Annotated in this window: 26 protein-coding genes and 1 tRNA gene; 9 read left to right on the forward strand and 18 right to left on the reverse strand. The window is 32.5% G+C overall.

All coding sequences use genetic code 11. The features are described 5' to 3' along the window. Positions 1 to 55 precede the first annotated feature (55 nt). A complete protein-coding gene (locus tag HX049_RS14935) occupies positions 56 to 1,504 on the reverse strand; it encodes a TonB-dependent receptor (RefSeq protein ID WP_286416836.1) in 1,449 nt (482 codons plus the stop codon). A gap of 62 nt (positions 1,505 to 1,566) precedes the next feature. Here HX049_RS14935 and HX049_RS14940 point away from each other — a divergent pair, with 62 nt between their 5' ends. From HX049_RS14940 to HX049_RS14950, 3 genes are read left to right on the forward strand one after another with little or no spacing between them, the layout of a single operon-like run. Then, a complete protein-coding gene (locus tag HX049_RS14940; RefSeq protein ID WP_286416837.1) occupies positions 1,567 to 2,352 on the forward strand; it encodes an MBL fold metallo-hydrolase in 786 nt (261 codons plus the stop codon). Positions 2,353 to 2,366: 14 nt separating this feature from the next. Then, positions 2,367 to 2,861 (forward strand): hydrolase, encoded by a 495-nt coding sequence (locus tag HX049_RS14945; RefSeq protein WP_286416838.1) that lies wholly within the window; start codon positions 2,367 to 2,369, stop codon positions 2,859 to 2,861. 27 nt (positions 2,862 to 2,888) lie between these two features. Then, positions 2,889 to 3,431: a hypothetical protein gene (locus HX049_RS14950; RefSeq protein ID WP_286416839.1), complete on the forward strand. Its 543-nt coding sequence runs from the start codon at positions 2,889 to 2,891 to the stop codon at positions 3,429 to 3,431. Positions 3,432 to 3,494: 63 nt separating this feature from the next. Here the strand turns inward: HX049_RS14950 and HX049_RS14955 are convergent, their stop codons facing one another. From HX049_RS14955 to HX049_RS14975, 5 genes are all read right to left on the reverse strand, one after another. Beyond that, complete coding sequence (locus tag HX049_RS14955; RefSeq protein WP_286416840.1) at positions 3,495 to 4,148, reverse strand: alpha/beta hydrolase; 654 nt, start codon at positions 4,146 to 4,148, stop codon at positions 3,495 to 3,497. Between the two features lie 2 nt (positions 4,149 to 4,150). Further along, positions 4,151 to 4,495, reverse strand: a complete 345-nt coding sequence (locus HX049_RS14960; RefSeq protein ID WP_006265177.1) for a hypothetical protein — start codon at positions 4,493 to 4,495, stop codon at positions 4,151 to 4,153. 17 nt (positions 4,496 to 4,512) lie between these two features. Then, positions 4,513 to 5,763: a dihydroorotase gene (locus HX049_RS14965; RefSeq protein ID WP_286416843.1), complete on the reverse strand. Its 1,251-nt coding sequence runs from the start codon at positions 5,761 to 5,763 to the stop codon at positions 4,513 to 4,515. A 114-nt stretch (positions 5,764 to 5,877) separates the two neighbouring features. Beyond that, positions 5,878 to 6,633: a carboxypeptidase-like regulatory domain-containing protein gene (locus HX049_RS14970; RefSeq protein ID WP_006259061.1), complete on the reverse strand. Its 756-nt coding sequence runs from the start codon at positions 6,631 to 6,633 to the stop codon at positions 5,878 to 5,880. Positions 6,634 to 6,703: 70 nt separating this feature from the next. Continuing rightward, a complete protein-coding gene (locus HX049_RS14975) occupies positions 6,704 to 8,587 on the reverse strand; it encodes a DEAD/DEAH box helicase (protein WP_006259059.1) in 1,884 nt (627 codons plus the stop codon). A 480-nt stretch (positions 8,588 to 9,067) separates the two neighbouring features. Here HX049_RS14975 and HX049_RS14980 point away from each other — a divergent pair, with 480 nt between their 5' ends. Together HX049_RS14980 and HX049_RS14985 are read left to right on the forward strand one after the other, a co-directional pair. Then, positions 9,068 to 9,253, forward strand: a complete 186-nt coding sequence (locus HX049_RS14980) for a type II toxin-antitoxin system HicA family toxin (RefSeq protein ID WP_041891048.1) — start codon at positions 9,068 to 9,070, stop codon at positions 9,251 to 9,253. 25 nt (positions 9,254 to 9,278) lie between these two features. Beyond that, positions 9,279 to 9,680, forward strand: a complete 402-nt coding sequence (locus HX049_RS14985; RefSeq protein ID WP_016649511.1) for a type II toxin-antitoxin system HicB family antitoxin — start codon at positions 9,279 to 9,281, stop codon at positions 9,678 to 9,680. An 84-nt stretch (positions 9,681 to 9,764) separates the two neighbouring features. Here the strand turns inward: HX049_RS14985 and HX049_RS14990 are convergent, their stop codons facing one another. The 8 genes from HX049_RS14990 to HX049_RS15025 all read right to left on the reverse strand — a co-directional run bounded on the left by HX049_RS14990 (position 9,765) and on the right by HX049_RS15025 (position 17,487). Beyond that, positions 9,765 to 10,340 carry a non-canonical purine NTP diphosphatase gene (locus HX049_RS14990; protein ID WP_286416846.1) on the reverse strand — a complete coding sequence of 192 codons (576 nt, stop codon included), beginning with the start codon at positions 10,338 to 10,340 and terminating at the stop codon, positions 9,765 to 9,767. A 14-nt stretch (positions 10,341 to 10,354) separates the two neighbouring features. After that, on the reverse strand, positions 10,355 to 12,457 hold the full coding sequence (recG, locus tag HX049_RS14995; protein WP_286416847.1) for an ATP-dependent DNA helicase RecG: 2,103 nt from the start codon (positions 12,455 to 12,457) through the stop codon (positions 10,355 to 10,357). A gap of 153 nt (positions 12,458 to 12,610) precedes the next feature. Next, entirely contained in the window at positions 12,611 to 13,018 is a 408-nt protein-coding gene (locus tag HX049_RS15000) for a DUF4377 domain-containing protein (RefSeq protein WP_286416849.1), read from the reverse strand. A gap of 705 nt (positions 13,019 to 13,723) precedes the next feature. Further along, a tRNA-Val gene (locus tag HX049_RS15005) sits at positions 13,724 to 13,798 on the reverse strand. A gap of 62 nt (positions 13,799 to 13,860) precedes the next feature. Beyond that, a complete protein-coding gene (locus HX049_RS15010) occupies positions 13,861 to 14,235 on the reverse strand; it encodes a DUF4258 domain-containing protein (protein ID WP_286416851.1) in 375 nt (124 codons plus the stop codon). A 63-nt stretch (positions 14,236 to 14,298) separates the two neighbouring features. Then, positions 14,299 to 15,495, reverse strand: a complete 1,197-nt coding sequence (locus HX049_RS15015) for an alanine dehydrogenase (protein ID WP_286416853.1) — start codon at positions 15,493 to 15,495, stop codon at positions 14,299 to 14,301. 13 nt (positions 15,496 to 15,508) lie between these two features. Next, entirely contained in the window at positions 15,509 to 15,928 is a 420-nt protein-coding gene (gene tsaE / locus HX049_RS15020; protein ID WP_041891065.1) for a tRNA (adenosine(37)-N6)-threonylcarbamoyltransferase complex ATPase subunit type 1 TsaE, read from the reverse strand. A 2-nt stretch (positions 15,929 to 15,930) separates the two neighbouring features. After that, positions 15,931 to 17,487, reverse strand: a complete 1,557-nt coding sequence (locus HX049_RS15025; RefSeq protein WP_286416856.1) for a PglZ domain-containing protein — start codon at positions 17,485 to 17,487, stop codon at positions 15,931 to 15,933. A 145-nt stretch (positions 17,488 to 17,632) separates the two neighbouring features. Between HX049_RS15025 and HX049_RS15030 the strand changes: the two genes are divergently transcribed. The 4 genes from HX049_RS15030 to HX049_RS15045 all read left to right on the forward strand — a co-directional run bounded on the left by HX049_RS15030 (position 17,633) and on the right by HX049_RS15045 (position 21,607). Then, positions 17,633 to 18,625, forward strand: a complete 993-nt coding sequence (locus HX049_RS15030; RefSeq protein WP_286416858.1) for a glycosyltransferase — start codon at positions 17,633 to 17,635, stop codon at positions 18,623 to 18,625. Between the two features lie 11 nt (positions 18,626 to 18,636). Further along, positions 18,637 to 19,224, forward strand: coding sequence for a dephospho-CoA kinase (gene coaE / locus HX049_RS15035; protein WP_286416860.1), 588 nt, complete (start codon positions 18,637 to 18,639; stop codon positions 19,222 to 19,224). Between the two features lie 144 nt (positions 19,225 to 19,368). Further along, on the forward strand, positions 19,369 to 20,877 hold the full coding sequence (locus HX049_RS15040; RefSeq protein WP_286416868.1) for a sensor histidine kinase: 1,509 nt from the start codon (positions 19,369 to 19,371) through the stop codon (positions 20,875 to 20,877). Between the two features lie 7 nt (positions 20,878 to 20,884). Next, positions 20,885 to 21,607, forward strand: coding sequence for a response regulator transcription factor (locus tag HX049_RS15045; RefSeq protein ID WP_006259047.1), 723 nt, complete (start codon positions 20,885 to 20,887; stop codon positions 21,605 to 21,607). A 57-nt stretch (positions 21,608 to 21,664) separates the two neighbouring features. Here HX049_RS15045 and HX049_RS15050 read toward each other — a convergent pair whose 3' ends face one another. The 4 genes from HX049_RS15050 to HX049_RS15065 form a co-directional block, all read right to left on the reverse strand. Then, entirely contained in the window at positions 21,665 to 22,606 is a 942-nt protein-coding gene (locus HX049_RS15050; protein ID WP_286416861.1) for a LysR family transcriptional regulator, read from the reverse strand. Between the two features lie 51 nt (positions 22,607 to 22,657). Next, positions 22,658 to 23,260: a hypothetical protein gene (locus HX049_RS15055; RefSeq protein ID WP_286416863.1), complete on the reverse strand. Its 603-nt coding sequence runs from the start codon at positions 23,258 to 23,260 to the stop codon at positions 22,658 to 22,660. A 12-nt stretch (positions 23,261 to 23,272) separates the two neighbouring features. Next, positions 23,273 to 23,767: an RNA polymerase sigma factor gene (locus HX049_RS15060; RefSeq protein ID WP_041891086.1), complete on the reverse strand. Its 495-nt coding sequence runs from the start codon at positions 23,765 to 23,767 to the stop codon at positions 23,273 to 23,275. Positions 23,768 to 23,874: 107 nt separating this feature from the next. After that, positions 23,875 to 24,990, reverse strand: coding sequence for a TlpA disulfide reductase family protein (locus HX049_RS15065; RefSeq protein WP_286416866.1), 1,116 nt, complete (start codon positions 24,988 to 24,990; stop codon positions 23,875 to 23,877). Positions 24,991 to 25,178 lie beyond the last annotated feature (188 nt).

A 25,178-nucleotide genomic window follows, 5' to 3' on the forward strand; every position in this document is an offset into this window, starting at 1 on the left:
TGTGAGAATAAATAGGAATGAAAAAGCCATTACAAGTGTAATGGCTTTTTTATATTTATTTTCTTTTATATCCGAATAATTCTTTTTCTTGGATGATTTTAGAAATACCTTCTGGTAATTTTTCTTCCCATCCATTTTGATTTTGTTGTAGCAACTTCAGTACATCTCTTGAGAAGATAGATAAATGATCTTTTTCATAATCTTCAATATCGATGATTTGGTTGTTCTTTTTGAAGAATTTATACAACTCTTTAATATGTAAGTCTACTTTTAGATTAGTAGAGTCTACTATTTGTTCTTCGTTACCTATCATAGGGTATAGGTAGATCTTCATTGTGTTTCTAAATAGCTTTCCTAAACCTTCTAATATACCTCCTGTTAGATGAGTGTAGTATTTCTCTTCAAAAATATTTAATAAGCTACTAACTCCCATTGCTAATGCAATCTTCTGATCAGTATATTTAGAGAAGTATTCTGTAAGTTTATAATATTCTTGGAAATTAGAGATCATTACAGTTTGTCCAAGAGAACATAATAAGTCTGCTCTATCTAAGAAGTCTATTTCGTCTAATGAACCTTCTGCTAAAAGATTAGACAAGGTAATTTCAAAAACAACTTTAGTGTTTTCTTTAGCTAAGTTGTTTTGTGTCATGAATTTATCTAAAGACTTCTGATACATGTCCATATTAACGATAGTAACAGGTCTAAAGCTACCTCTAAGTGCTAGTATGTTTTGTTTGTATAAAATGTTAGCTGCTAGTTCACTACGTCCACTAGGACTGAACATTACAGCGTCAGTCATTCCATTTTTAACTAACTGTAAGCTCATTAATCGATTGTCTACTGTCTCAAAGATAGGACCAGAGAAGTTAATACTATCGATTTCGATTTGATCTTTATCTAAGTGGTCATAAAGACTGTGAATTAGTTTTTTAGCGTCATGGTGTTGGTAGAATGCACCATAAATTAGATTCACACCTAAGATACCTAATGTCTCTTGTTGTAGTTTAGAATCTGTCTCTTTGAACTGTATGTGTAGTACTATCTTGTTATACGCTTGGTTAGAAGCTGTCTGAAACATAATACCTACCCATCCATGCCCTTTGTTTTTCTTAGCGTAGTCAATTGTTGCTACTGTATTGGCATAACTAAAGAAAGTCTTGTTAGGATTCTCTTCGCGTATTAATCTTTCTTCAATCTTTTTTGTCTCATAATCAAGCATTTTGATTAGGCGACTTTCTGTAACATAACGTCCATCTTCTTCTACAGAATAGATAGCGTCACTAAATACTTTATCATAAGCAGACATCGCTTTGGCTACTGTTCTAGAAGAACCACCAGCTCTAAAGAAGTGACGGACTGTCTCTTGTCCTGCACCGATTTCTGCAAATGTTCCGTAAATGTTGTTGTTAAGGTTGATTTTTAGTGCTTTATCTGAAATGGCAGGGTGATGTTCTATTACTCTATCCCCATTTAGTACTAAATCTTCAGCAAAGTTTTTCATGAATTAGCTATTTTAAACAAACCTAACAAATATCGTACAACAAAAAAAGATAAACCGTACTTTTGTGGAAAATTTATGTCATTTTGGAAGTATATTTTTTAGGTACGGGTACTTCACAGGGTATTCCGATAATAGGTATAGATCATCCAGTAGCTCACAGTATAGATTCAAGGGATAAAAGGTTGAGAACATCTGTATTGGTTAAGTGGGATGAACACACTATTTTGATTGACTGTGGGCCTGACTTTAGACAACAAATGTTGACTGCTGGGTGTAGTAAATTAGATGCAATATTCTTTACTCACGAACATGCTGATCACATCGCAGGATTAGACGAAATAAGGCCATTAACCATCTTGCATGGCTCGTTGCCAATTTATGCTCAAGAAAGAGTAATAAAAGCCTTAGAGAGAAGATATGATTATATTTTTACTAAAGAAGATAGATATCCTGGGGCTCCTAGTGTAGAAGAGCATAGCATTACTTCACAAGATACCATTACGATAGGGGAGAAGACTATTATTCCTATTGATGTAATGCATGGGCCTTTGCCTATATTGGGGTATAGATTGGAGGATTTAGTCTATATCACAGATGCTAAGTACATCACAGATGAAGAGGTTGAAAAGATAAAAGGGTGTAAGGTTTTAATTGTAAATGCTTTGCGTATTAAGGATCACCCTACTCATTTTAGTTTAGATGAGTCGCTTGCTTTTATTGATAAAATAAAACCAGAGAAAGCTTATTTAACTCATATAGCACAAGACTTAGGTTTTCATAAAGATGTAGAAAATATACTCCCAAAAGATGTATATTTGGCGTACGACAATTTAAAAATCACTATATAATTTATTAGCACATTATGAAACATAAAGCTTTCTTTTACCTATTCCTTTTTTCACTTGTAATTCTTGTTCTTCTATATGCCAATAATAAGAATATGTATAAGATGGAGGGGAAGAAGATAGAAATAGCTCATAAACGCATTGATATTGTTCGAGATTCATTAAAAGAAGTTACTAAGGATTTTAATGAGGCAAATTATTTTTCTATCGAGTACAATGAAGATGCACAAGAGTATTTTAATTATAAAACAATAGATCAATCTCTAACTTCTATAAAAGAAGAGGTATTGGCCTTAAACCATCAAGATAATGGTAATCCATTAGTTCCTTATGGAGTGATTAATGGAGAGAAATGTGTGATTAATAAAGTTAAAGTTCTAAATCATAGATGGATAATTGCTGATTTTTATGCAGGAGCTGTTCATGGAGAAGTTTTAATTAAGTATTTTTACACAGAGGGTAAACCTACGGGGTTTAAGACCATAGATACTGTTATGTACGCTACGAAGTAGTGTCGTCTAATATAAAAATAGAGTAGTATGAAAAAGTCAATAAGTTTGTTTGTTATATTGTTACTTACTATGACGTCCTGTGATTTCATCTTGAAAGATAATAAAGATGATAATGAAAAAGGAATGGTCATAACAGACGGAAGTACTGAGATTGTAACACTAGATGAAGATGATGAAGTATTGGGGTGTGCTTATTCAGCTGGATATCGTTGGAGTGAGTTAGAGAATAACTGTATTCGTATATTCGAGATAGGGTTTAGACTTAATCCAGTAGGGTTAGAAGAGGATACAACAGAGGATAACGCTTTAGAGGATAATAGTGTTAGCTGTTTTGTTACTTATGCTAAGGATAAAAAGAAAGCAGAAATATTTTTGCCAAATCATAAAAAAGGGATTGTCTTAGATCTTGCTAAAGATAAGAGTGCTTATATAAACGATGGTTGGGAATTATCTAATGAAGGGATGGTTTTAAAACATAAAGGAGAGACTGTCTTTACAGCGGCAAAGACTATAGAATTAAAAATCATTAACTCTGATCAACCGATAGAGGAAGATGTTCATGAAGAATAAAACATAATTAAGTTGTGTATAAATAAGTAAGGCTAGTGTATAACACTAGCCTTACTTATTTTATTACTCTTCTAAAAGGAATTCTTTGAAATCTCTGAAGTTTAGTGGATGTACTCCATGTCCTACAGGGTATTCTTTATAAGTATGCTTGACAGCTAAACTTGTAAGAATTGTAGGTGTTCTTCTTGCCCAATCAATAGGTATAACCTGATCAACTGTTCCGTGAGATGCAAATAAGCTCAATTTGCTTAAGTTGTTTTCTTTATAGTTTTTTGCAATGATGTTTTCATTGAAGTAACCACTTAAGGCAATTACTTTATTTACCTTTTCAGGATAAGATAAAGCGATAGCATAGCTAAGTATAGCTCCTTGGCTAAACCCGACTAAGTTAACATTGTTAGCATCTATAGGGTATTTTGCTACAAGTTCGTCAATAAAACGAACAATTAAATCTCTTGATTCAATCGCTTGGTTGTCATCTGAGAATTTGTTAGCATCTGCATCAAAGGTAATAGCGTACCAAGCATATCCGTAAGGAGGTACTGTATATGGTGCACGTGCAGATATAACATAGTAGTCATCTGGTAATTCAGGAGCGAAAGAGAATAAGTCTTCTTCATTGCTACCATATCCATGTAATAAGATAATTACTGGATTTTTGTCCTTTATTACTTTAGGCTCTTTAATTAAGTATGAAATTGAAAGTGATGTATCCATAATTAAGCTGATAATTTGTCAAACCATTTTTGGAAATATACGCCAATTTTTGGTAATGGCTTAATTTCACTGTTTATTGCTCCTGCAAAACTATAAACCCAAAGTAGGAAGAAACAGAAGTAAAAAGGCCCTGAAATCATCCAAGAATCAAAACGACCTGCTGTATAAGCAAGTGCATAAAAGAATAACCAAATTCCAAAAGATTGTTTGATATAAAAACCAGCAAATCTATTCTTAGGTTCTAGGTTCATAAAAATAGCAATAAGACAACCTATAATAGTTATATGTGACACGATGGCCATGGTCTTACCAGTTTTGATCTCCTTTTCGTTAAAAGTCTTCAGCATTATGTATATTGATTAATTTATTTTAGAGTCTTTTTGTCTCCGTTTACTACTCCGTATACTTCACCATTCATTGGATGGTTTAAGAAAGCAGAGTTTTTAGATTTTGACAAGATGTTTTCTTTTGTAAAACTGTATTCTTTTGAAGGATTAAATAAAGTGATGTTTACTTTATTACCTTCTTTGATAGATGGTGTGTCTATTTTAAATATAGTTCTAGCGCTAGTCAATTTATCTACTATAACTTCTAAAGGTAGTACTGTATTAAGCGCAGCAAATGCTGACTCTAAACCAATAGTTCCATTAGAAGCACTGTTGAATTCTAGTTTTTTATGTTCAATGTCTAGCGGGTTATGCTCTGAAGTGATACAGTCGATAGTTCCGTCTAGTACTCCATTGATCAAAGCTTGTTTAGTAGCTTCATCTCTTAGGGGAGGATATACTTTAAAACGAGTATCGAAGTCTGCTAGTTTCTCATCTGTCATCGTTAATAAATGAACAGCAGTACTACAAGTAACATTTAGTCCTTTTTGTTTTGCTTCTTTGATTAACTCTACTGATCTTGCAGTTGATATTGTTGGGAAGTGTACTTTTCCTCCAGTATATTCTAATAAAAATAGATTACGTGCTATTTGTAATTCTTCTGCTAGAGTAGGGATTCCTTTTAAGCCTAATTTAGTGCTTTCTACGCCTTCATTAGCTACTCCTTTACCTTTGATGCTATTGTCTTGCGAAAAGGCGATAATTAGCCCGTCGAAGTCTTGTACATATTGCAGAGCAATTTTTAATACATTGGCATTTTGAATAGGCTTTTTGTAATCACCAAAAGCAATAGCTCCTGCATTTTTCATGTCAAATAACTCTGCTAGGTCTGTTCCTTCTGATTTTACAGTAAGTGCTCCAATAGGAAATACCTCTGTGGTCTGTCCAAGAGCTTTTTGTTTAATAAAACTTACTATACTTTGAGAATCAGTGATAGGATGGGTGTTAGGTTCGACTGCGATTTGTGTAAATCCACTTTTAGCAGCTACTTCTAAACCGTGAGCGATATTCTCTCTTTCTTCGAATCCAGGTTCTCCTAAACAAACAGAGCTGTCAAACCAACCTTGAGAAACGTGTAGGTTATCATACTTGATTTGTTCGAATTGGTCATTTTCTATTTGATTAGCGATTTTAGTAATAAGGCCATTTTCGACTTGAATGTCAACTGTCTGGTTGTGAAATGGACTAGTAGGATCGATTACTTTTGCAGCTTTTAAAATGATATTCATTTTCTGTGAAGTAGTTTTTAATTAGTGATGTGTTGTTATTTGTACAAAAATAGGTTTTATTTCTATTTTATCATATTTACAATTCGTGAAAAAAGAGCAAAAAAAATACATCCCTTAATTGGATGCATTTTTCTTTTTTGAAGCTAATAGCTTAGAATTATCGTAGCAATCATTTAATGCTTGATAAATCTGGAAGTCTGTAGCGGTATAGATAAACTTGTCTGTGTAATTACAGTTTTGAAGAGATTTTACGATATCCTCTCTTGTGATTTCTAATAAGCCACAAACAATCTCTCTGTCATATCTGGTCTGCATTAAAGCAATCATATTCTGATCTTCTTTAATAGCTTCGATTTTCTTAAGTTTTTTATCTTTTCCTTTAAATAGGTTGTACACAGCATCAACAGGGCTAAAGAAAGTACCCATAGCTGTACCATAATAAGGAGTTTTATTTTGTCTATAGAAGTCAAACTGCATTTTTTCGTTTAATTCAATTAGTTTGGTATCCACTTCTAAGTACCCAGTTAAGTCAAATTTCTTAATAAGAATTTCGTCTAGTTCTATTGTGTTTTCTGTAAAGTAAATCTTTAGATTCTCGTTGTTTAACCAATCGTTGGTTACTTTAAGTTTAATAGGGATATAACCAGGGTAGGATAGGTGTATAGAATCATTAAGATTGGCTTCTACTGTGAAAGAACCATCTCTCTTACTGATTGTACCTTTGACTTGGCTAATATTGATGACATTCACATCATCTACTGGTAAAAATGATTTGTCATTTAGAATAGTTCCTTTAACACTAGTGCGATCTTGAGCCGCTACAGTTAAAACAGAAAGTATTATAAATAAAAAAACTGTAAAATTTCTCATACTTTTTAAGATTGCTTAAAAGTAAAAGATATTTTACAGTTTTGTATGCTATTTTAAAAAAATTAACAAATTAGTTTCTTCTAGTTCTTCTAGATGAATCTCCTTCGCTACTTCTTCTAGATCCGCGTTCGTTACGAGGAGCTCTTTCTGATGATCTGTCTGATCTTCTTTCTCCACGTCCTTCAGATGATGATCTATCCGATCTTCTCTCTCCACCTCTGAATCCTCCTTCAGATGATCTATTAGATGATCTTCTTTCACCACCTCTAAATCCACCTTCAGATCTTCTTTCTCCACCTCTGAATCCACCTTTACGGTTGTTATGGTCACGGCGTCCACCGTTTCTACCACCATCATTGTTAGAAATTTCAACATTCACACGGCGTCCTTGATATTCAAGACCGTTTAATGTTTCCATTACTTTTTCAGCGTGTTCAGCTTCAGTGTTGAAGAATGAGAAACCATCTTTTACATCAACTTTGAATAAGTCATCACGACCTAACTCTAAAGTATCACGTAAGAAATCTTTTAACGTCATCCAGTCTAAGTTATCCTTAGCACCTAAGTTAACGAAGAAACGTACTGCTCCGTCTGTAGGAACTTCTTTAGAATTGTTTCTTCCAGCAGATACACTAGATAAGCTGTTAGAAGCTTTTTGGTAGTATTCTAAGAATCTATTAAATTCAACAGAAACTACTTTTTTAATGATTTCTTCTTTGTCGAAGTCTTTTAATAACTCAGTAATTGCAGGTAAATAAGCCTCAATCTCTGTGTTAACTTCTACTTCTTTAATTCTATTCGCTAAGTGGAATAATTGAATTTCACAAATCTCAATTCCAGATGGAACTGGTTTCTCTTCAAATTTAGTTTTGATGATTCTTTCGATTTGTTGAATTTTTCTTAATTCACTTTTCGTTACGATAACCATAGAAGTACCTGATTTACCAGCACGTCCAGTACGTCCACTACGGTGAGTATACGTTTCGATTTCGTCAGGTAATTGGTAGTTTACTACGTGAGTAATGTCATCTACGTCGATACCACGAGCAGCAACGTCAGTAGCTACAAGCATTTGTATCTGTTTACCACGGAATGATTTCATTACTGCGTCACGTTGAGCTTGAGATAAGTCTCCGTGTAATGCAGCAGCGTTGTATCCATCCTCGATAAGTTTTTCAGCAATAGATTGCGTATCTCTCTTCGTTCTACAGAACACTACAGAGAAAATATCTGGATTGGCATCTGCTAAACGTTTAAGCGCTGGGTAGCGATCTCTAGCAGATACTAAATAAAATTCATGACTTACATTAGTATTACCTTGGTTTTTATGACCTACAGTAATTTCTTCTGGAGTTTTCATGAACTCTCTTGCGATGCGCGCAACCTCTTGCGGCATAGTAGCAGAGAATAACCATGTGTTTTTTTCTTTTGGAGTATCCGCTAAAATAGACGTGATATCCTCATAGAATCCCATGTTAAGCATTTCATCTGCTTCATCTAGGATACAGTAATTAATGTTTTTAATGTTAACCATACCACGGTTAATCATGTCTTGCATTCTACCAGGAGTAGCGACGATAATTTGTGCTCCACGTTTTACGTCTTTTGCCTGTTCTGTAATGCTAGCCCCTCCATAAACAGCTACTGAATGAAGTCCTTTTACATACTTCGAGTACTGTTTGATTTCGTTTGCGATTTGCAAACATAACTCTCTAGTCGGCGATAAGATAAGACCTTGTGTATTCTTATTAGAAACGTCTATCTTCTGAATCAAAGGAAAACCAAAAGCTGCGGTTTTCCCAGTCCCCGTTTGGGCTAACGCAACAATGTCGGTATCTTTCTCTAATAGTAATGGAATCGCCTTTTGCTGGATCTCTGATGGATTTTCAAATCCCATATCCTTGATCGCAGATAAAAGAGATTCATTTAATCCTAATTGTTCGAAATTGTTCATATAAATATTAAAATAGCCGCAAATATACTACTATTCAAATTATAATTGTAGTTATTGCAGGTTTATTATTCGAAAATAATTTAAACGCCTGTTTTGAGCGTTTTTTTTAAAGATAATGTAATGATGTATCTTCCTTTTTATAATTTTTATTTTGCTTAAAAGTGTCTATATCATGAATGTTGTGTCATAATAAGTACTTTTTATACACTTTATATATCTTTCTTTTATTTAACAAATAGCAAGAGTGGACTTATTCTAGTTTTATAGTATTTAATTCACTTTATTCTTAATAAGTCATTCAGACATAGCGAAAAGTATGCCGAAATATAAGATTAGAAGTCGTAATAGAACTTTAATAGAGAGAAACAAACAGTTCATAAGATGTTTTTTATATCAGTAAGTAACATTTTAGTTACTTATTAGTGTGTTGTAACAAAAATGTTACTTATCTTTGTTGTAACACAACTAAACTACTTTATTATGAAGGTAAGTGAAATGCTGAAAATCCTAGTTAAGGATGGTTGGTATTTATTGAGAGAGGGGAGTAATCATTCTTTATATGTACATCCTATAAAGAGTGGAAGAGTAATACTTCCCAGGCACCCTTCAGCAGAATTGAAAAAGGGTACAGAACAGTCAATTTTAAAACAGGCTGGATTAAAGTAAAATTGTTGAATGTAAATGGAAAGTGATGAGAATTAAAGTGATTTTAGAGCGTAGTAAAACTGGTTATAGTGCATATTCTGAGGAATTGCAAGGAGCAGTGACTGTTGGTGATACTTTTGATGAAGTTAAAGCTAATTTTAAAGAAGTATTGTCTATGGAAATTGATTATCTAAAAGAATTGGGTAATAATGAGAGGGCTTTAGAGCTTAGTTTGGCTGAAGTAGTTTACTATTTGGATTTAAACACCTTTTTTGATAGTTATGAGTTGTTTAATAAAACAAAGTTAGCTACCTACTTAGGTATTAATCCGAGTCTATTAAGGAGATTATCAGTTGAACCTGTTGAATTGTCAGATAAAAAAGCAAAGCAGATACAGGATGGATTGCATAAGTTAGCAGATGAGTTAAAAGAGTACCACTTTGTGTAATATTTAAAGAGTAGGGAGTATTACCCCAAATAATAAAAACAAAAAAACGCTATCGAAAGACAGCGTTTTTTGTTTTTTATAGTATTATCGTTTTAATAAAAAGTCGACTAATTGGCGTACAGCTTTTCCTCTGTGGCTAATAGCATTCTTAGCATTGATATCAATTTCAGCAAAAGATTTGTCCATTCCATCTGCTACGAAGATTGGGTCATAACCAAATCCTTCTGTACCTTGTCTCTCTTTTAATAGTTGTCCATCTATAATGCCAGTGAAATAGTATGTCTCTGTATGTAGATTTAGGCAAATTACTGTTTTAAAGTTGGCTTTTCTGTTCTCTTCTTTTTGAAGTACCTCAAGCAATTTGTCTATATTGTCATTGTCATTTTTTTGTTCTCCTGCATAACGAGCTGAGTATACTCCTGGTGCACCGTTTAAAGCATCTACCTCTAATCCTGAATCATCAGCAAAACAGTCATACCCATAATGTCTTTTGACAAAATCAGCTTTTAGTTTAGCATTACCTTCTATAGTATCTGCTGTCTCAGGAATGTCGATATTACATCCAATATCTTCTAGGCTTAAGATTTCAATTGTATCAGGTAATTGATTTTTGATCTCTTTAATCTTGTTTTTGTTGTTTGATGCGAAAACTAATTTCATAAGTGTTGTGTGTTTTAGCTTATATAGTTCCAGATAGTGGTTTTACTATTTAGAATGTTTAATTTATTTTTGATTCTTTGGTTTTCGGGTTCTTCTAGTGTAGGGTCTTCTTTTAACAGCTGTACAGCATGATGTCTCGCATAGAGCATAATCTCTTGATCTTTAATAATATCAGCTATCTTTAAAGGAAGGGTACCACTCTGTTGAGTTCCCATAATATCACCTGGTCCTCTCAGTTTTAGATCAACTTCTGAAATCTCGAAACCATCATTAGTACGACACATCGTTTCCATTCTGATCTTAGAGTCATTACTCAGTTTATCTCCTGTCATTAGGATACAATAACTCTGTTCTGCTCCACGACCTACGCGTCCTCTTAATTGATGCAATTGTGATAATCCAAAGCGCTCTGCACTTTCGATAATCATCACGGATGCATTAGGTACATTAACACCAACTTCAATCACAGTAGTAGCTACCATAATATTCGTCTCTCCTTTAATGAATCTGTCCATCTCTCTATCTTTTTCTGCAGGAGTCATCTGGCCATGTACAATACTGACACTGTATTCTGGCAAAGGGAAATCTCGTGATATGGCTTCATATCCTTCCATTAGGTTTTTATAGTCTAATGTTTCGCTTTCATCTATTAATGGATATACGATATAGACTTGTCTTCCTTTTGCGATTTCTGTTTTTAAGAAATGCCATACAGCTAAGCGCTTACCTTCGAAGTAGTGATTAGTTTGTATTGGTTTACGTCCTGGTGGAAGTTCGTCAATAACAGAGATATCTAAGTCTCCATATAGACTCATAGCTAATGTACGAGGTATAGGTGTAGCAGTCATGACTAACACATGAGGTGGCAATTCGTTTTTATGCCATAGTTTAGAACGTTGTTCTACTCCGAATCGGTGTTGTTCATCAATAATAGCTAAACCTAGATTTTTAAAGATAACTTTATCTTCAAATAAGGCGTGTGTACCGATAAGTATATGTAGCTCTCCAGAAGCTAATTCTTTGTGCAATACACGTCTCTCAGCCGTTTTAGTAGAACCTGTAAGTAATTTTATCTTTAATCCTAAAGGTTCTCCTAGTTCTTTAATCCCAACATAATGTTGGGTAGCTAGAATTTCTGTAGGAGCTACGATACAAGCTTGAAACCCATTGTCTAATGCTAGAAGACAACTCATAAAAGCAACTATTGTTTTTCCAGACCCCACATCACCTTGTAAGAGGCGATTCATTTGCGCTGGAGCACCTACATCATTCCTGATTTCTTTTAAAACTCGTTTTTGAGCTCCAGTAAGAGGGAAGGGTAGGTGTTCGCTATAAAAAGTATTAAAGTAATCACCAACTTTCTCAAAAGGGTATCCTTTAATCTTGTCTTTTCGTGCTATATTTTTAATTAATAACTGTAACTGAACATAGAATAGTTCTTCGAACTTTAGTCTAAATTGAGCCTTATTCAACATATCCATATTCTTAGGAAAGTGGATGTTAATTAAGGCTTCTTGCATTGAAATCAAGCTGAGTTTTCTCTTGAATTCATCAGATAAGGTATCCATAAAGAGAGGATGTGTCTCTTTGACAAGTTGCATCATCATCTTGATGATAGACTTATTGGATATTCTCGCTCCGAATTTTTCAGTAGAAGGATAGACAGCTTGCATCGCATTAGCGATGTTTTTCTGATGTTCTTCTAACAGATCTAATTCAGGGTGTGGCATAGAAAAGGTATTGTTAAAGCTATTAAGCTTTCCGAATGCCACATAAGGAGTATTTAGTTTTAAATTCTCTTGTATCCATTTGTATCCTTGAAACCAAACTAACTCTATTTGTCCAGTACTGTCTGTAAAGGTTGCGACAAGGCGCTTTCCTCGTTTTTGTTCTACAGTTTTGATATGGATAATTTTACCGACTATCTGAACTTCACTATTGTTATTATAAAGTTCATTTATTTTATAATATTGTGTTCTGTCGATATATCTGTTTGGGTATAGGTGTAGTAAATCTCTATAGGTGAATATACCTAGTTCGCGTTTAAATAAGTCAGCACGCTGTGGGCCAACTCCTTTAAGGTATTCTATAGGTGTATCAAGTAGATTCTTAGACATATTATTCAAATAAATACACGGCTAAGATACGAATTAGAAGCCCTTCGGACAATTAAGAGTAAATATTTAAGGAGAATTGCTATAGATTTTAGCGGAAGCTAAGATTGTACTTAGGTTAAAAGAATAAAAAAGCGAGCCTAAGCTCGCTAGATATTATTTTTTAGTTTTAGAAATTTCTTTTACTAAAATGTATTTGATAGAAGAAGCGTCAGCAGGTGGATTTTCCACTTTCTCACGTTTTATCTCGATTACATATTCATATCCTTCTTCATAGTTAAATCCTTCGATTCCTCCATACATATTTAACCATTCGTCAGAACCTTCTTCTTTGTACTGCATACATTTCATCGGTGCTACACCTGTACAGTCTACTAGTTTAGAAGCGATCGTATAAGTTACGTTTCCTAGTTCTTCTTTAGGTGTTGCTTCAGTAGACTCAGTAGGAGTTGCAGTTTGTTCTGTTGGTTCTACTGCAGGAGTTGTAGTTCCTGATTCTCCATCTTTTTTGCAAGAGGTAAATGATAAACCTACAACAGCAGCTAATAATAAAATCTTTTTCATGATAAATGCTTTTTATTTAATTCAAAGGTACAAAAAATATTTTTTTTGAAATGAAATACTCAAAATAATTAAGTTTTAACTACAGTTCGAATAAAAGACTCTGAAAACTATTGTATAATGGCATTGTATTAGAATGGTATCAATATGTGCAAGTGTATTAAAGTAGTAACAGAAGTTAAAATCTTTAAATGAATGTACGAGTTTTGTTTTCACTATTTATGAATAAGAGAAGAACGCTTAGCTTGCACTTTCTAGGGGATTCCCTGGAGATTCCTTGGGGTTTTCTTGCCTAGAAGGTGTATTTGTCGAAGAAAGGTGCAAGAAACCCTCAAGCAATCCCCTAGCAAGTCAGAATAAAACGACTTTTAGTTTATTAATTGACACTGTGAACAAATAGATTTTCTATATACTTATTTTAGAAATGATTATTTTAATATTGTGTTGTTCGGCGGTTTACTTTCTTTTTTGTTTTACTTATTATATTGTTTTAAGTACACTAATTATTAATCGAATTCAAGTGTCATCCTAAATCAACCTTTTATAGGTAGTATAGTCGTGTATTTTGAAAAAACTTTAAGAATTGATAATAATGTTTACCAATAGAAATTGTGTCGAGATTCTTTTTAGAAGGATATATCTTGGAATACAATATCAAGAATAGGAGATGGTATAAAAAAAGCCTCACTAAAAGTGAAGCTTGTAAAGTGGGCGATGAGGGATTCGAACCCCCGACCCCCTCGGTGTAAACGAGGTGCTCTGAACCAACTGAGCTAATCGCCCTAAACAGGATTGCAAAGGTAAAGATGTTTTTTAAATTATGCAATGCCTATTGTAAAATATTTTTACATTTTTTCAATATCATAAAGTACGATCTTATCTGTATAGTTTATGACTTTGATTAATATGTTTTCATTTTGCTCATTTCTACCTATAATAACATAAAGCTTACCTTTTTCAAAATCAATATTGCTTTCTGAAAAATTCACATCTCCATATTGAAGGGATTTACGTATGTCATCATTAGATACCCAACCTTCTTTAAACTTAGCTTCTACTGCCTTTGAATAAGTAACGGGTTTACTTCTCAAATCTTTTAAAACTCTACAATTAGGTAAATAACAAAATTCTGTTTTCTTCTCACCGAAGAAATAAAATAAGAACATTCCTCCTATAAGTAATCCAAATAAGTAGTATGCTAAACGCTGTGTAAACTTCATTCCTTAAAAAATTTACACAAAAGTAGCAATTCAATACCGTAAAACTAAAGATTTATAATAATTTTAAAAGGTAAAAAGGTGAATGTCTTTATAATCAAGGTTAAACCATTCTGCTACGTTGCGATTAGTCACTAACCCTTTATAACTATATATTCCAGATTTAATAACACTATCACAATTAACAGTGCCTTCTAAGTCACCAGAATCAGTATATTCTAGTAATAGTGGGGTAATAATATTACTAAGAGCCATAGAAGCTGTTCTGCTGTATCTCGAAGTGATATTTGGCACTCCATAATGTATCACACCACTTCTAATACGTGTAGGATGGTCGTGAGTAGTTAGTTCTGATGTTTCAAAACAACCACCTGTATCAATGGACACATCTATAATTACGGCGCCTTTTTTCATATTATCTACCATCGATTCACTCACTACAATAGGAGCGCGATTTTTACCACGAATAGCACCAATGGCGACATCACATCTCATAAGTGCTTTGTGTAATATTTTCTCTTGGATGGTAGAAGTAGAGATACGCTGTGATAAATTATTTTGAAGTCTGCGCAACTTTTGAATAGAGTTGTCAAAGACTTTTACGTTAGCTCCCATACCTAAAGCAGTTCTGGCTGCGTTCTCGGCTACTAGACCAGCTCCTAATATGACTACTTCTGTAGGAACAACTCCTGCAATATTCCCAAATAATAATCCTTTACCATTATTGGTTGTGGTCATTAGTTCTGATGCAATTAGGATAGACGCAGTTCCTGCGATTTCACTTAATGCACTAACAGCAGGGTAGGTGCCGTTCTCATCATGAATAAAATCAAAACCAATAGCAGATATTTTTTTCTTAGATATCGTTTCGAAATATTGTCTAGTTAGCGTTTTTAATTGAATAGTAGACCATACAACTGTGTAAGGAGCCATTAGTTTTACTTCTTCTAGAGTAGGCGGGGCAACTTTAACAATTACAGGGCAACCAAATATTTTCTTAGTGTCACTAGTAAGTTCTGCTCCTGCTTTACTATAATCTAGATCAGAATAACTAGCGGCTTCTCCAGCTCCTTTTTCAATCAAGACACGATGACCATATGTACTTAACGTCTGTACGGCTTCTGGTGTGATGCAAATCCTCTTCTCAATTAAGGTGTTTTCTTTAGGAACGCCAATAAAAAGTTCACTTCTTTTGCGTTCTACCATCAGACATTCTTCTTGAGGAATTAAGTCTTTCATTGAAAAAGGAGTTAAGGTTGCCATGTTGTATTTGTTATTAATTGTTATTCAAAATCACTTTTCTATCTCCATTTTCTAAAATAGAGATTTCTATAGTAGCGTGTTCCTCAGGGATAATGTGAGGTGTCTTTTCAGGCCATTCGATAAAACACCAATGGTTAGAGTCTAAATATTCATCCATTCCCATATCATAAGCTTCTTCTTCACTATTTAACCTATAAAGGTCAAAGTGATATACTCTGTCTTTAGATAAGGTAGAATGATATTCATTCACAATAGAAAAAGTAGGACTACTCGTCATATCTTCTACACCTAACTGTTTGCTTATTTCTTTAATAAGTGTGGTTTTTCCTGCCCCCATTTGTGCATCAAATAATACGATGCGATGTTTTAACTTATTTAATATTTCCTTAGCTGCCTCTTGGATTTGATTTAAGGAAAAAACTATCTCAGTCATTTTTACACTTTTGGATTTAATACTATAAATGGAACGATCATCTCTTCTAAAGAAATACCCCCGTGTTGGTAAGTGTTTCTAAAGTAAGCTGCATAATAATTGAAATTATTTTGATATGCTAAGAAGAAATCATTTTTTGCAAAAATAAAGGAACTGCTTACATTTATGTTCGGTAATTGTACTTTTTTTGGATCTTTAACATGATAGACATCTTTAGCTTCGAATGTCAAGCTTTTACCTGTTTTATATCTTAGGTTTAAACTTGTGTTTTTATCACCGATTACCTTCGATGGGTTTTTACAATTGATTGTACCGTGATCAGTTGTTATTATTAGTTTATATCCTAGTGTCTGAGCTTGTTGAATAATTTCAAATAAAGGAGAGTTTCTAAACCAACTTACAGTAAGTGAGCGGTATGCTTTATCATTTGAAGCTAGTTCTTTAATTACTTCCATCTCAGTTTTAGCATGTGATAACATATCTACAAAGTTATATACTATTGTGATTAGCTTGTTATCTTTAAGAGCTTTGAAATTATCAGCTAGTTTTCTACCTTCTTTTAGATTTGTGATTTTGTGGTATTCATTCTTGATGTTTAGTCGAAGTCTTTGCAATTGATGTTGTAAGAATTCATTTTCAAATAAATTTTTACCTCCTTCGTCTGTATCGTTCTTCCAATATTGTGGTAGTTGTTCAGACATCTCTAATGGTGTCATCCCAGAGAATATTGCATTTCTAGCATACTGTGTTGCTGTTGGTAAAATAGAGAAGAAGCTGTTTTCACTCTCTACTTTATAATGGTTAGTAACTATTGCCTCGAATGCTCTCCATTGATCATATCTTAAGTTGTCAATAACAATAAAGAGTAATTTCGAATCCTCTTTCTTTAATTCTGGAGCAACCCATTTTCTAAAGATTTGATGAGAAAAAACAGGACTATCTTCAGGATCATTAATCCAGCTTTCGTAATTTTTTTCAACAAATTTCCCAAATAAACTATTTGCCTCCGTTTTCTGAGAGTCTAGTATATTGAAAAGGTTTTGATCTTCGATGTTTTCTAACTTCTGTTCCCAATAAAGTAATTTTCTATAGATAGAGATCCAGTCTTCATAATCTCTAGCTTGCATTAAATCCATAGAAATATTTCTAAATTCCTTCTGGTAGCTAAGCGAAGACTTCTCAGAGATTAGACGAGAGTCATCAAGGTTCTTCTTTAGAGAAAGTAAAATTTGATTAGGATTAACAGGTTTGATTAAGTAATCCGATATTTTGGCACCAATAGCTTCTTCCATGATATACTCTTCTTCACTTTTGGTAATCATGATAATAGGAGTATTGTTTTTAATAGTCTTGATTTCATTTAAAGTTTCAAGACCAGAAAGTCCTGGCATATTTTCGTCTAAGAATACGATGTCATATTGGTTCTCTTTAAATAAATCTATAGCATCTTGTCCATTAGTACAAGTGGTTACGATATAGTCTTTTTTTTCTAAAAATAAGATGTGAGGTTTTAATAATTCCACTTCATCATCGACCCATAATATGTGAATTTTGTTCATTGTAGTTGTTTTAGGTTGTTTTATATTTATTGTAATTTATATAAAAAGAGATTTTATATTAAAATAGTACTGATAAATATAGGAATGAATTTCCGTATTACAATAGTTAACGATATTTTTGTGATTGTATTATAAAAAAATATAAATGTATTTTTCGTTTATTATTCCTGTTTACAATCGACCAGAAGAGGTCGATGAATTATTAGATAGTTTGACAAAGCAAACTTATAAGGACGCATTTGAAGTTGTTATTATAGAGGATGGATCTAAAGAGGATTCACGTGAAGTAGTTAGTAAATATGAAGATAGCCTAGATGTGTCTTATTACTATAAAGCTAATTCAGGGCCAGGGTCTTCACGTAATTATGGAATGGAACGAGCAAAGGGGGAGTACTTTATCGTATTGGATTCAGACTGTATTATTCCTCCTAATTACCTGGCTATAGTAGATCAGTATCTTAGAGAAGAGTATGTAGACTGTTTTGGAGGACCAGATGCGGCTCTTGATAGCTTTAGTGATGTACAAAAGGCAATAAACTTCTCTATGACTTCAGTTTTGACTACTGGAGGTATTAGAGGTGCTAGTGAGCGCATTGGTAAGTTTCAGCCGAGAAGTTTTAATATGGGAATTTCAAAAAAGGCTTTTTTAGCAAGTGGAGGTTATGGTAAAGTACATCCAGGGGAAGATCCTGATTTAACAATCAGACTTTGGAATTTAGGATTCGACACTCAGTTATTTAGCAAGGCTTATGTGTATCACAAAAGAAGAATAGATTGGCAGAAGTTTTATATTCAAGTCAATAAGTTTGGAAAGGCACGTCCGATATTAAATCAGCGCTATCCAGAAACTGCCAAAATAACATATTGGTTTCCTAGTTTATTTATGGCAGGCTTATTGTTAAGTTTATTAATGACATATTATACATTTGGTTTTATTTTATGTTATATAATTTATTTTATATTAGTTTTTATTAGTTGTTTTATAAAAGAGAAAAGTTTTAAGATAAGTTTATTATCAATTGTCGCAATTTTTATACAATTTTACGGTTATGGTAAAGGCTTCTTAAAAGCTAATTATATTTTGTTTATAAAAAAGCAAAAAGCAGAGCATGGTTTACCAGAGATGTTTTTTAAATAATAAAGAATAATATGGCATTAATAGTTGGGTTAACAGGTGGTATAGGTAGCGGAAAGACAACTGTGGCTAAGATGTTTGAAGGAGAGGGAATACCTATTTATATTGCAGATGATAGAGCAAAGCAGATTATGGATCGTGCTGATGTGGTAGAAGCTGTGCAAGGTATCTTTAAAGAAAACGTGAAGACTGGAGATGTGCTAGATCGAAAGAAAATAAGAGAAATCGTGTTCCATGATAAGGAACTTTTAAATAAATTAAACAGTATTGTGCATCCTGAAGTTCGGAAGGATTTTGAGCAATGGAAAGAAGAAAATGACGCTTTTCCATTCGTTATTAAGGAAAGTGCTGTGCTGTTTGAGAATAATTTGCATAAAGAATGTGATTTAGTTATTTTAGTAACTGCCCCCGAAGAAGTGCGTGTAAAGCGAGTGATGGAGAGGGATGGGGTGTCTTCTGATAATGTCAAAAGCATTATAAATAACCAAATGAAAGATTTTGACAAAATACCCCTTAGTAATTATGTTATTACTAATATTAATAAAGATTTGGTAAAAAAAGAGGTGAAAATGATAATTAATGATATAATAATCAAAATTTAAACAATTACTATCGTTAATTTTATGTTAATCGCCGTGTAGAGTATTTTTTTTAATGTTAATTTTGAAAAAATAATGAGTAAGGTCAAATTTCGACTTTTAGTAGGGATAATGAGTTTTTCTCTTATAGGAATAATCATTGTTCAAATGTATTGGATTGTTAGCTCTTATAGAAATAATGAAGAGCAGTTTAAGTATCACGTACAGCAAGTATTAGGAAATGTTGGTAGTGGATTACAACAGAATGAAGCTACGGAGTTCTATAGAATGTATAATCAACTCAAAGATAGTATAGGTACGCCACCTAAACAAAGTGAGTTGAAACAATATTACATAGTAGAACGCAATCCTACTACTAATGAGCAAATAGTATACTCTAATATCTTAGTCCTAGAGGATTATAATATAAAGAGTTCGTTCTTTGATAAGAAAGCAGATAGTTTGAAAGTCAAAAATTTCGTTTCTAAACGAAAAACTGAGATTTATAAAGGAGATGATTTAGATAGAAGTAATCTTAAACAGAATTATCCAGACGAGGTTATAGAGCAATCAGGTAATCTAGATGTCTTAGATAAAGCACAGTTCGATATCTATTTTAAAGATATAGTGGCTCTAAGAAGTATAGATGAAAGGATATCTAAAGCTAAGTTGAGAGAATTGTTAGAAAAAGAACTTAAACAATACGGCGTTAATGCTAAGTTTGAGTTTGGGATTTATAACAAAGGTTTGTCAACAAAGATTAAGTCTGAGGATTTTATTTACGAAGAAGGCTCTACTTATGGAGTGCCTATCTTTACTGATAATGAAAATAGAAGTAAGTATCAATTATATGTTACATTCCCTGAAAAGAGTAAGTATTTATTCTCTTCGTTAATAGGAATAACGTTACTGTCTATTCTGTTTACTATGGTGATTATAGCAGCTTATTTGAATGCGATTAACCAACTTATTAAACAAAAACAGATATCAGAAATTAAGACGGATTTTATCAATAATATGACCCATGAATTTAAAACACCTATAGCTACTATTAATTTAGCTTTAGATGCCATAAAAAATCCAAAGGTTATAAGTGATCCTGAAAAAGTCGATCGTTATTTAAAAATGATTAGAGACGAAAATAAGAGAATGCATGCACAAGTAGAAAATGTGTTGCAAATCTCTAAATTAGAAAGACGTGAGTTTAATGTAGATAAAGAAGCCATGGATGTCCATGAGGTAATTGAAAATGCAGTAGATCATGTAGGACTAATTATACAAGATAGAGGAGGAGATATAAATCTACACTTAGATGCTCGTAGAAGTGATGTATTAGGAAACGATTTTCACTTTACTAGTGTAATAGTAAATATTTTAGATAATGCTATTAAATATTCTAAGGAAGTCCCTATTATAGATGTGTATACGGAGAATGTAAAGGATTTTATTCTTATCAAGATCCAAGATCACGGTGTAGGAATGAGTAAGCAAGCGCAAAAAAGAATTTTTGACAAGTTTTACAGAGAACACACAGGAGATTTACACAATGTAAAAGGACATGGATTAGGCCTAGCCTATGTACAACAAATAGTAGAAGTACATAATTCTCAAGTTTATGTTGAGAGTGAAAAAGGCAAAGGAAGTACCTTTATTATAAAAATGCCATTAATAAATTAAATATAACATGGAAACAACAAACAACAAAAAGATTTTATTAGTAGAAGATGATCCGAACTTCGGTGCAATCTTAAAAGATTATTTAGCCATTAACGACTTTGAAGTTACTTTAGCTAAGAATGGAATGGAAGGATTCGAAAAATTCAAAAGAGATACTTTTGATTTATGTATCCTTGATGTTATGATGCCTTATAAAGATGGATTTACTCTAGCCAAGGAGATCCGTGATAAAAATAAAGAGGTGCCTATCATTTTCCTTACAGCTAAGTCAATGAAAGAGGACGTATTAAAAGGTTATAAAGTAGGAGCAGATGACTACTTAAATAAGCCATTCGATTCAGAAGTATTATTAATGAAAATTAAAGCGATTATTCATAGAAAATCGTCTGAAGTTAAAACAGATAATACAAAATTTGAATTCCAAATTGGTAAGTTCCATTTAAATTCTAAGTTGAGATTCTTAACTTTTGAAAATGATGAGCCAATTAAATTATCTCCAAAAGAGAATGAATTGTTGAAAATGTTAGCAATTTATGAAAATGATTTAATGCCTCGTGAAGTTGCATTAACTAAGATCTGGAGAGATGACAACTATTTCACATCTCGTAGTATGGACGTATACATCGCTAAATTAAGAAAGTATCTTAAATTAGATGAAACAGTAGAAATCTTAAACATTCACGGAGAAGGATTTAGACTTGTAGTGAAAGAAAAAGAAGAAAATAATTAATTAAGCCACAAAAAAGGGAAGCATTTGCTTCCCTTTTTTATTTTATATAAGTTAAAATTATTGATTCTTTTTCGGACTAATAATTTTAACGTCTTGAAATGCTATTGCTCCTCTTACAATACTTAAAATAACCTCATATAAAGCATTAATAATTTGAAGCTTTAATTCGTTGTCTGTATATATTAAACTAATCTCTCTAGCAGGCTTTGGATCAGCAAACTGTATTAAGTTATTCTTATCATCTTGATTTAAAGAAAGTGTATGTAGGTATGGTAATAGTGTGTAACCTAGGCCCTCTTTAGATAGATTTATTAAAGTTTCAAAACTTCCGCTTTGTAATTTAAAGTTTTTGCTTTCTGCAGTAGTTTTGTTGTTACAGATATTGATTATACCATCTCTGAAACAATGTCCATCTTGTAGTAAAAGTAACTTTCTTAGATCTAAATCTCCTTGATGAAGTTCTGCTCCCATTTCTTGTCTAAAATTTGCAGGAACATATCCTACAAATGGTTCATAGAACAAGACTCTTTCTTTTATGTCAGACTCTTCTAATGGGGTGGCAACTATAGCTGCATCCAGATATCCATTGCGAAGTTTCTGAATAATTTCTTCAGTTGTATATTCTTCTATGATTAGATTAACCTTATTGTACTTATTTAGAAAAGTCTTTAGAAACATAGGAAGTAGAGTAGGAGCTATAGTAGGTATCATTCCTAGTTTAAACTCTCCTCCAATAAATCCTTTTTCTAAATCAATAAGATCTTTAATTCGATCTGATTCATTGACAATTTTCTTTGCCTGTTGAATAATAACTTGACCGATAGCCGTAGGTTGAATAGGTTTTGTGCTTCGGTCAAATATTTGTACCTCGAGTTCTTCCTCTAACTTTTGGATTTGCATACTTAATGTAGGCTGTGTAACAAAAGTCTTTTCTGCAGCAAGTGTGAAGTTTTTATGTTCTGCTACTGCTAATACATATATTAATTGTGTTATCGTCATTCTTTAAAACCAATATTTTGTCTAAGTTATGCAAAATAATGGAAAATGTTTTTATTCATAATCTATTTTCTCTAGCTCTGTATAGTTTTTCATTAATCGTTTGATTAATAAACCATAGATTAGACGGTAGTATAACCACAGTAATCCTAAGAATATACCACATATAATAATCACAATCACGGCGCTAATTAAAGCTGTAGGTAAGGTTAGTTTATCATCATGTGTCAGAATATCAATCAATATAATAATGAAAGCTATAAAGAAGATAATTAGGTTTGTGTAAATATAATAGTTAACTGTTTTTTTTGTTTTCAGAATAGACTCCATTAATAGTTTAGTGGAATCAGCCACAGATATTTTTTTATAGTTTAAGTAGAAGATAGTAATGAATATTACTGATATTCCTAATGATAACCAATCTAGGTTATTAATCATAAAAGTATAAATAGGACCAATATCATTTCCGCTTAAGTCTGATCCGAATAAATAACTAAAACCGTTTAGTACAATAAATTCAACTATACTGATGATAAATATCCACATGACTATAGAAGATGACTTCTTATGTATCATCTTTTGTATCTCTTGTGTAGAGATCTTAGGAAATTTTTGGTCGCTATTCCAGTGTTTTTTTAATAAATCTAACTCCTTCATATTCTATTGCCTCTAGGGATTTAATATCTTTTTAAGTTTACTTTTTATTCTATTCATTTTTACCCTAGCATTGACTTCACTAATACCTAATGTCTCTGCTATTTCTTCATAGTTTTTGTCTTCTAAATACATAAAAACTAAAGCCTTTTCAATATCATTTAATTGTTGAAGTGCTTTATACATTAGTTTTAGCTGTTCTTCTTCCTGATAATTGTATTCAGAATATTCGAATTTGCAAAATGTACTATCGTAGGGTATTGTGCTTACTTCTCTATTTTTCTTTCTATATAGAGATATAGCAGTGTTTAGAGCTACTCTATAAGCCCATGTAGAGAACTTAGAGTCTCCTCTAAACTTAGGGTAAGCATGCCATAGTTGAATAGAAATTTCTTGGAACAAGTCTTTATGAGCTGCTTCATCGACTGTATATAGTCGACAGACTTTGTGGATAAGGTTTTGATTCTTATCCAAAAGAGCAACGAATTCTTGTTCCAAATGTTTGTTCATGTCTATAAGTAGTCTAATGTTATGATTTGTTACAATATTTTTAAAAAATATATTTTTAGTTATAGAGTAATCAGTTTAGGATAATTAGTAGAACATGAGCGCAGATATTATTTTCCTAAATATTTAGTAAGTAATTGGTCAAAGTCTACTTCTAAGTGGTTAATATCTATTACAGTTCCATTCTTGTCTAAAACAAATACTGTTGGAATATTTTTAACTCCATATTGTAGTTGAATTTCATAAAGATTATAGATGTGAAGCCAATTAAGTCCTTCTTTTCGTATACTATCTATCCATTCTTCTTTATTGTCATCTAAGGCAATACTAAAGATATTCAAGCCTTTATCGTGATATTTTTCATAAATAGCCTTTATTGTAGGTAGTGTTTCGTGACATGCAGGGCACCATGGAGCCCAGAAGTGGACAATGGTTACTGTGCCAAGATTAGCTAATAGTGAAATCTCTTCTCCATTAGGATCTTTACCTGAGAAGTCTAATGCTTTGTCTCCTACTTTTACTGTGGTATTAGTAGCAGAATTGTCTAATAGGTTTTTAATAGCTATACCTATATTAGATTGTTTTATATTATCTGCTAATTGGTTATAATATAATCTAGCCTCATTAATATCTATATTTTTATTGTCTATTCGTTGAAATAAAATAACAGATGATGTGAATGAATTGCTATGTTGAGTTAGTTGATTTGTGATAATGTCATTAATGTCTTTTACATAGACTTTAAATTCTTTTGATAGTCTTTCTAGTACCTCTCTGTCATTATCTTTTATAGCTTGTGTTAAGATATCTTGATTCGTATCTCTATATGCATTAGCTTCTTTCTGTACCCTTTTTATATTATTGTGAAAAGCATTTAATTCATTATTGTTTTTTGTACCAATAGCAGAGGTACTTAGATCATCATTAAAATCATATTGAAAATTAATAACTCCATTTTCTAAAACTACTAATTCAGTAACGTTTTCAGATAGTTCTAATAACGCATAAGTAGGGTACGTAGTATTCCCTTTAAATTCAAAAGTATTATTCGTTAAACGAACAGAATCTATAGCATTAAAATTATTAGTCTCAGGATCTAGAACTTTTAAATAAATCATTTCTCCCTCAGGAATATTTTTTGTTGTTCCCTTTATTAGAAAACCTTTATCTTTTATAGTGAAACTCATTAATAGAAAGGCTATAATTACTAAAGGTAGTGTTCTCATTGGATGTGTTTTTAATATAATTTGAAAGGATTAAATATAATAAAATATTACTGATTATAACGGTGATATTAGAGTATTAAAAAAGGGCTATAGAAACTTCTATAACCCTTTTATATGTGTGCCCAGCATGGGTGATAACTCTAGGGTGTAAGTCCCGAACACGCCATTACAGCAGGAAGTGTTAACCG

The sequence above is a fragment of the Myroides odoratimimus genome, assembly GCF_030326305.1.
GTDB classification, from domain to species: Bacteria; Bacteroidota; Bacteroidia; order Flavobacteriales; family Flavobacteriaceae; genus Flavobacterium; species Flavobacterium odoratimimum_A.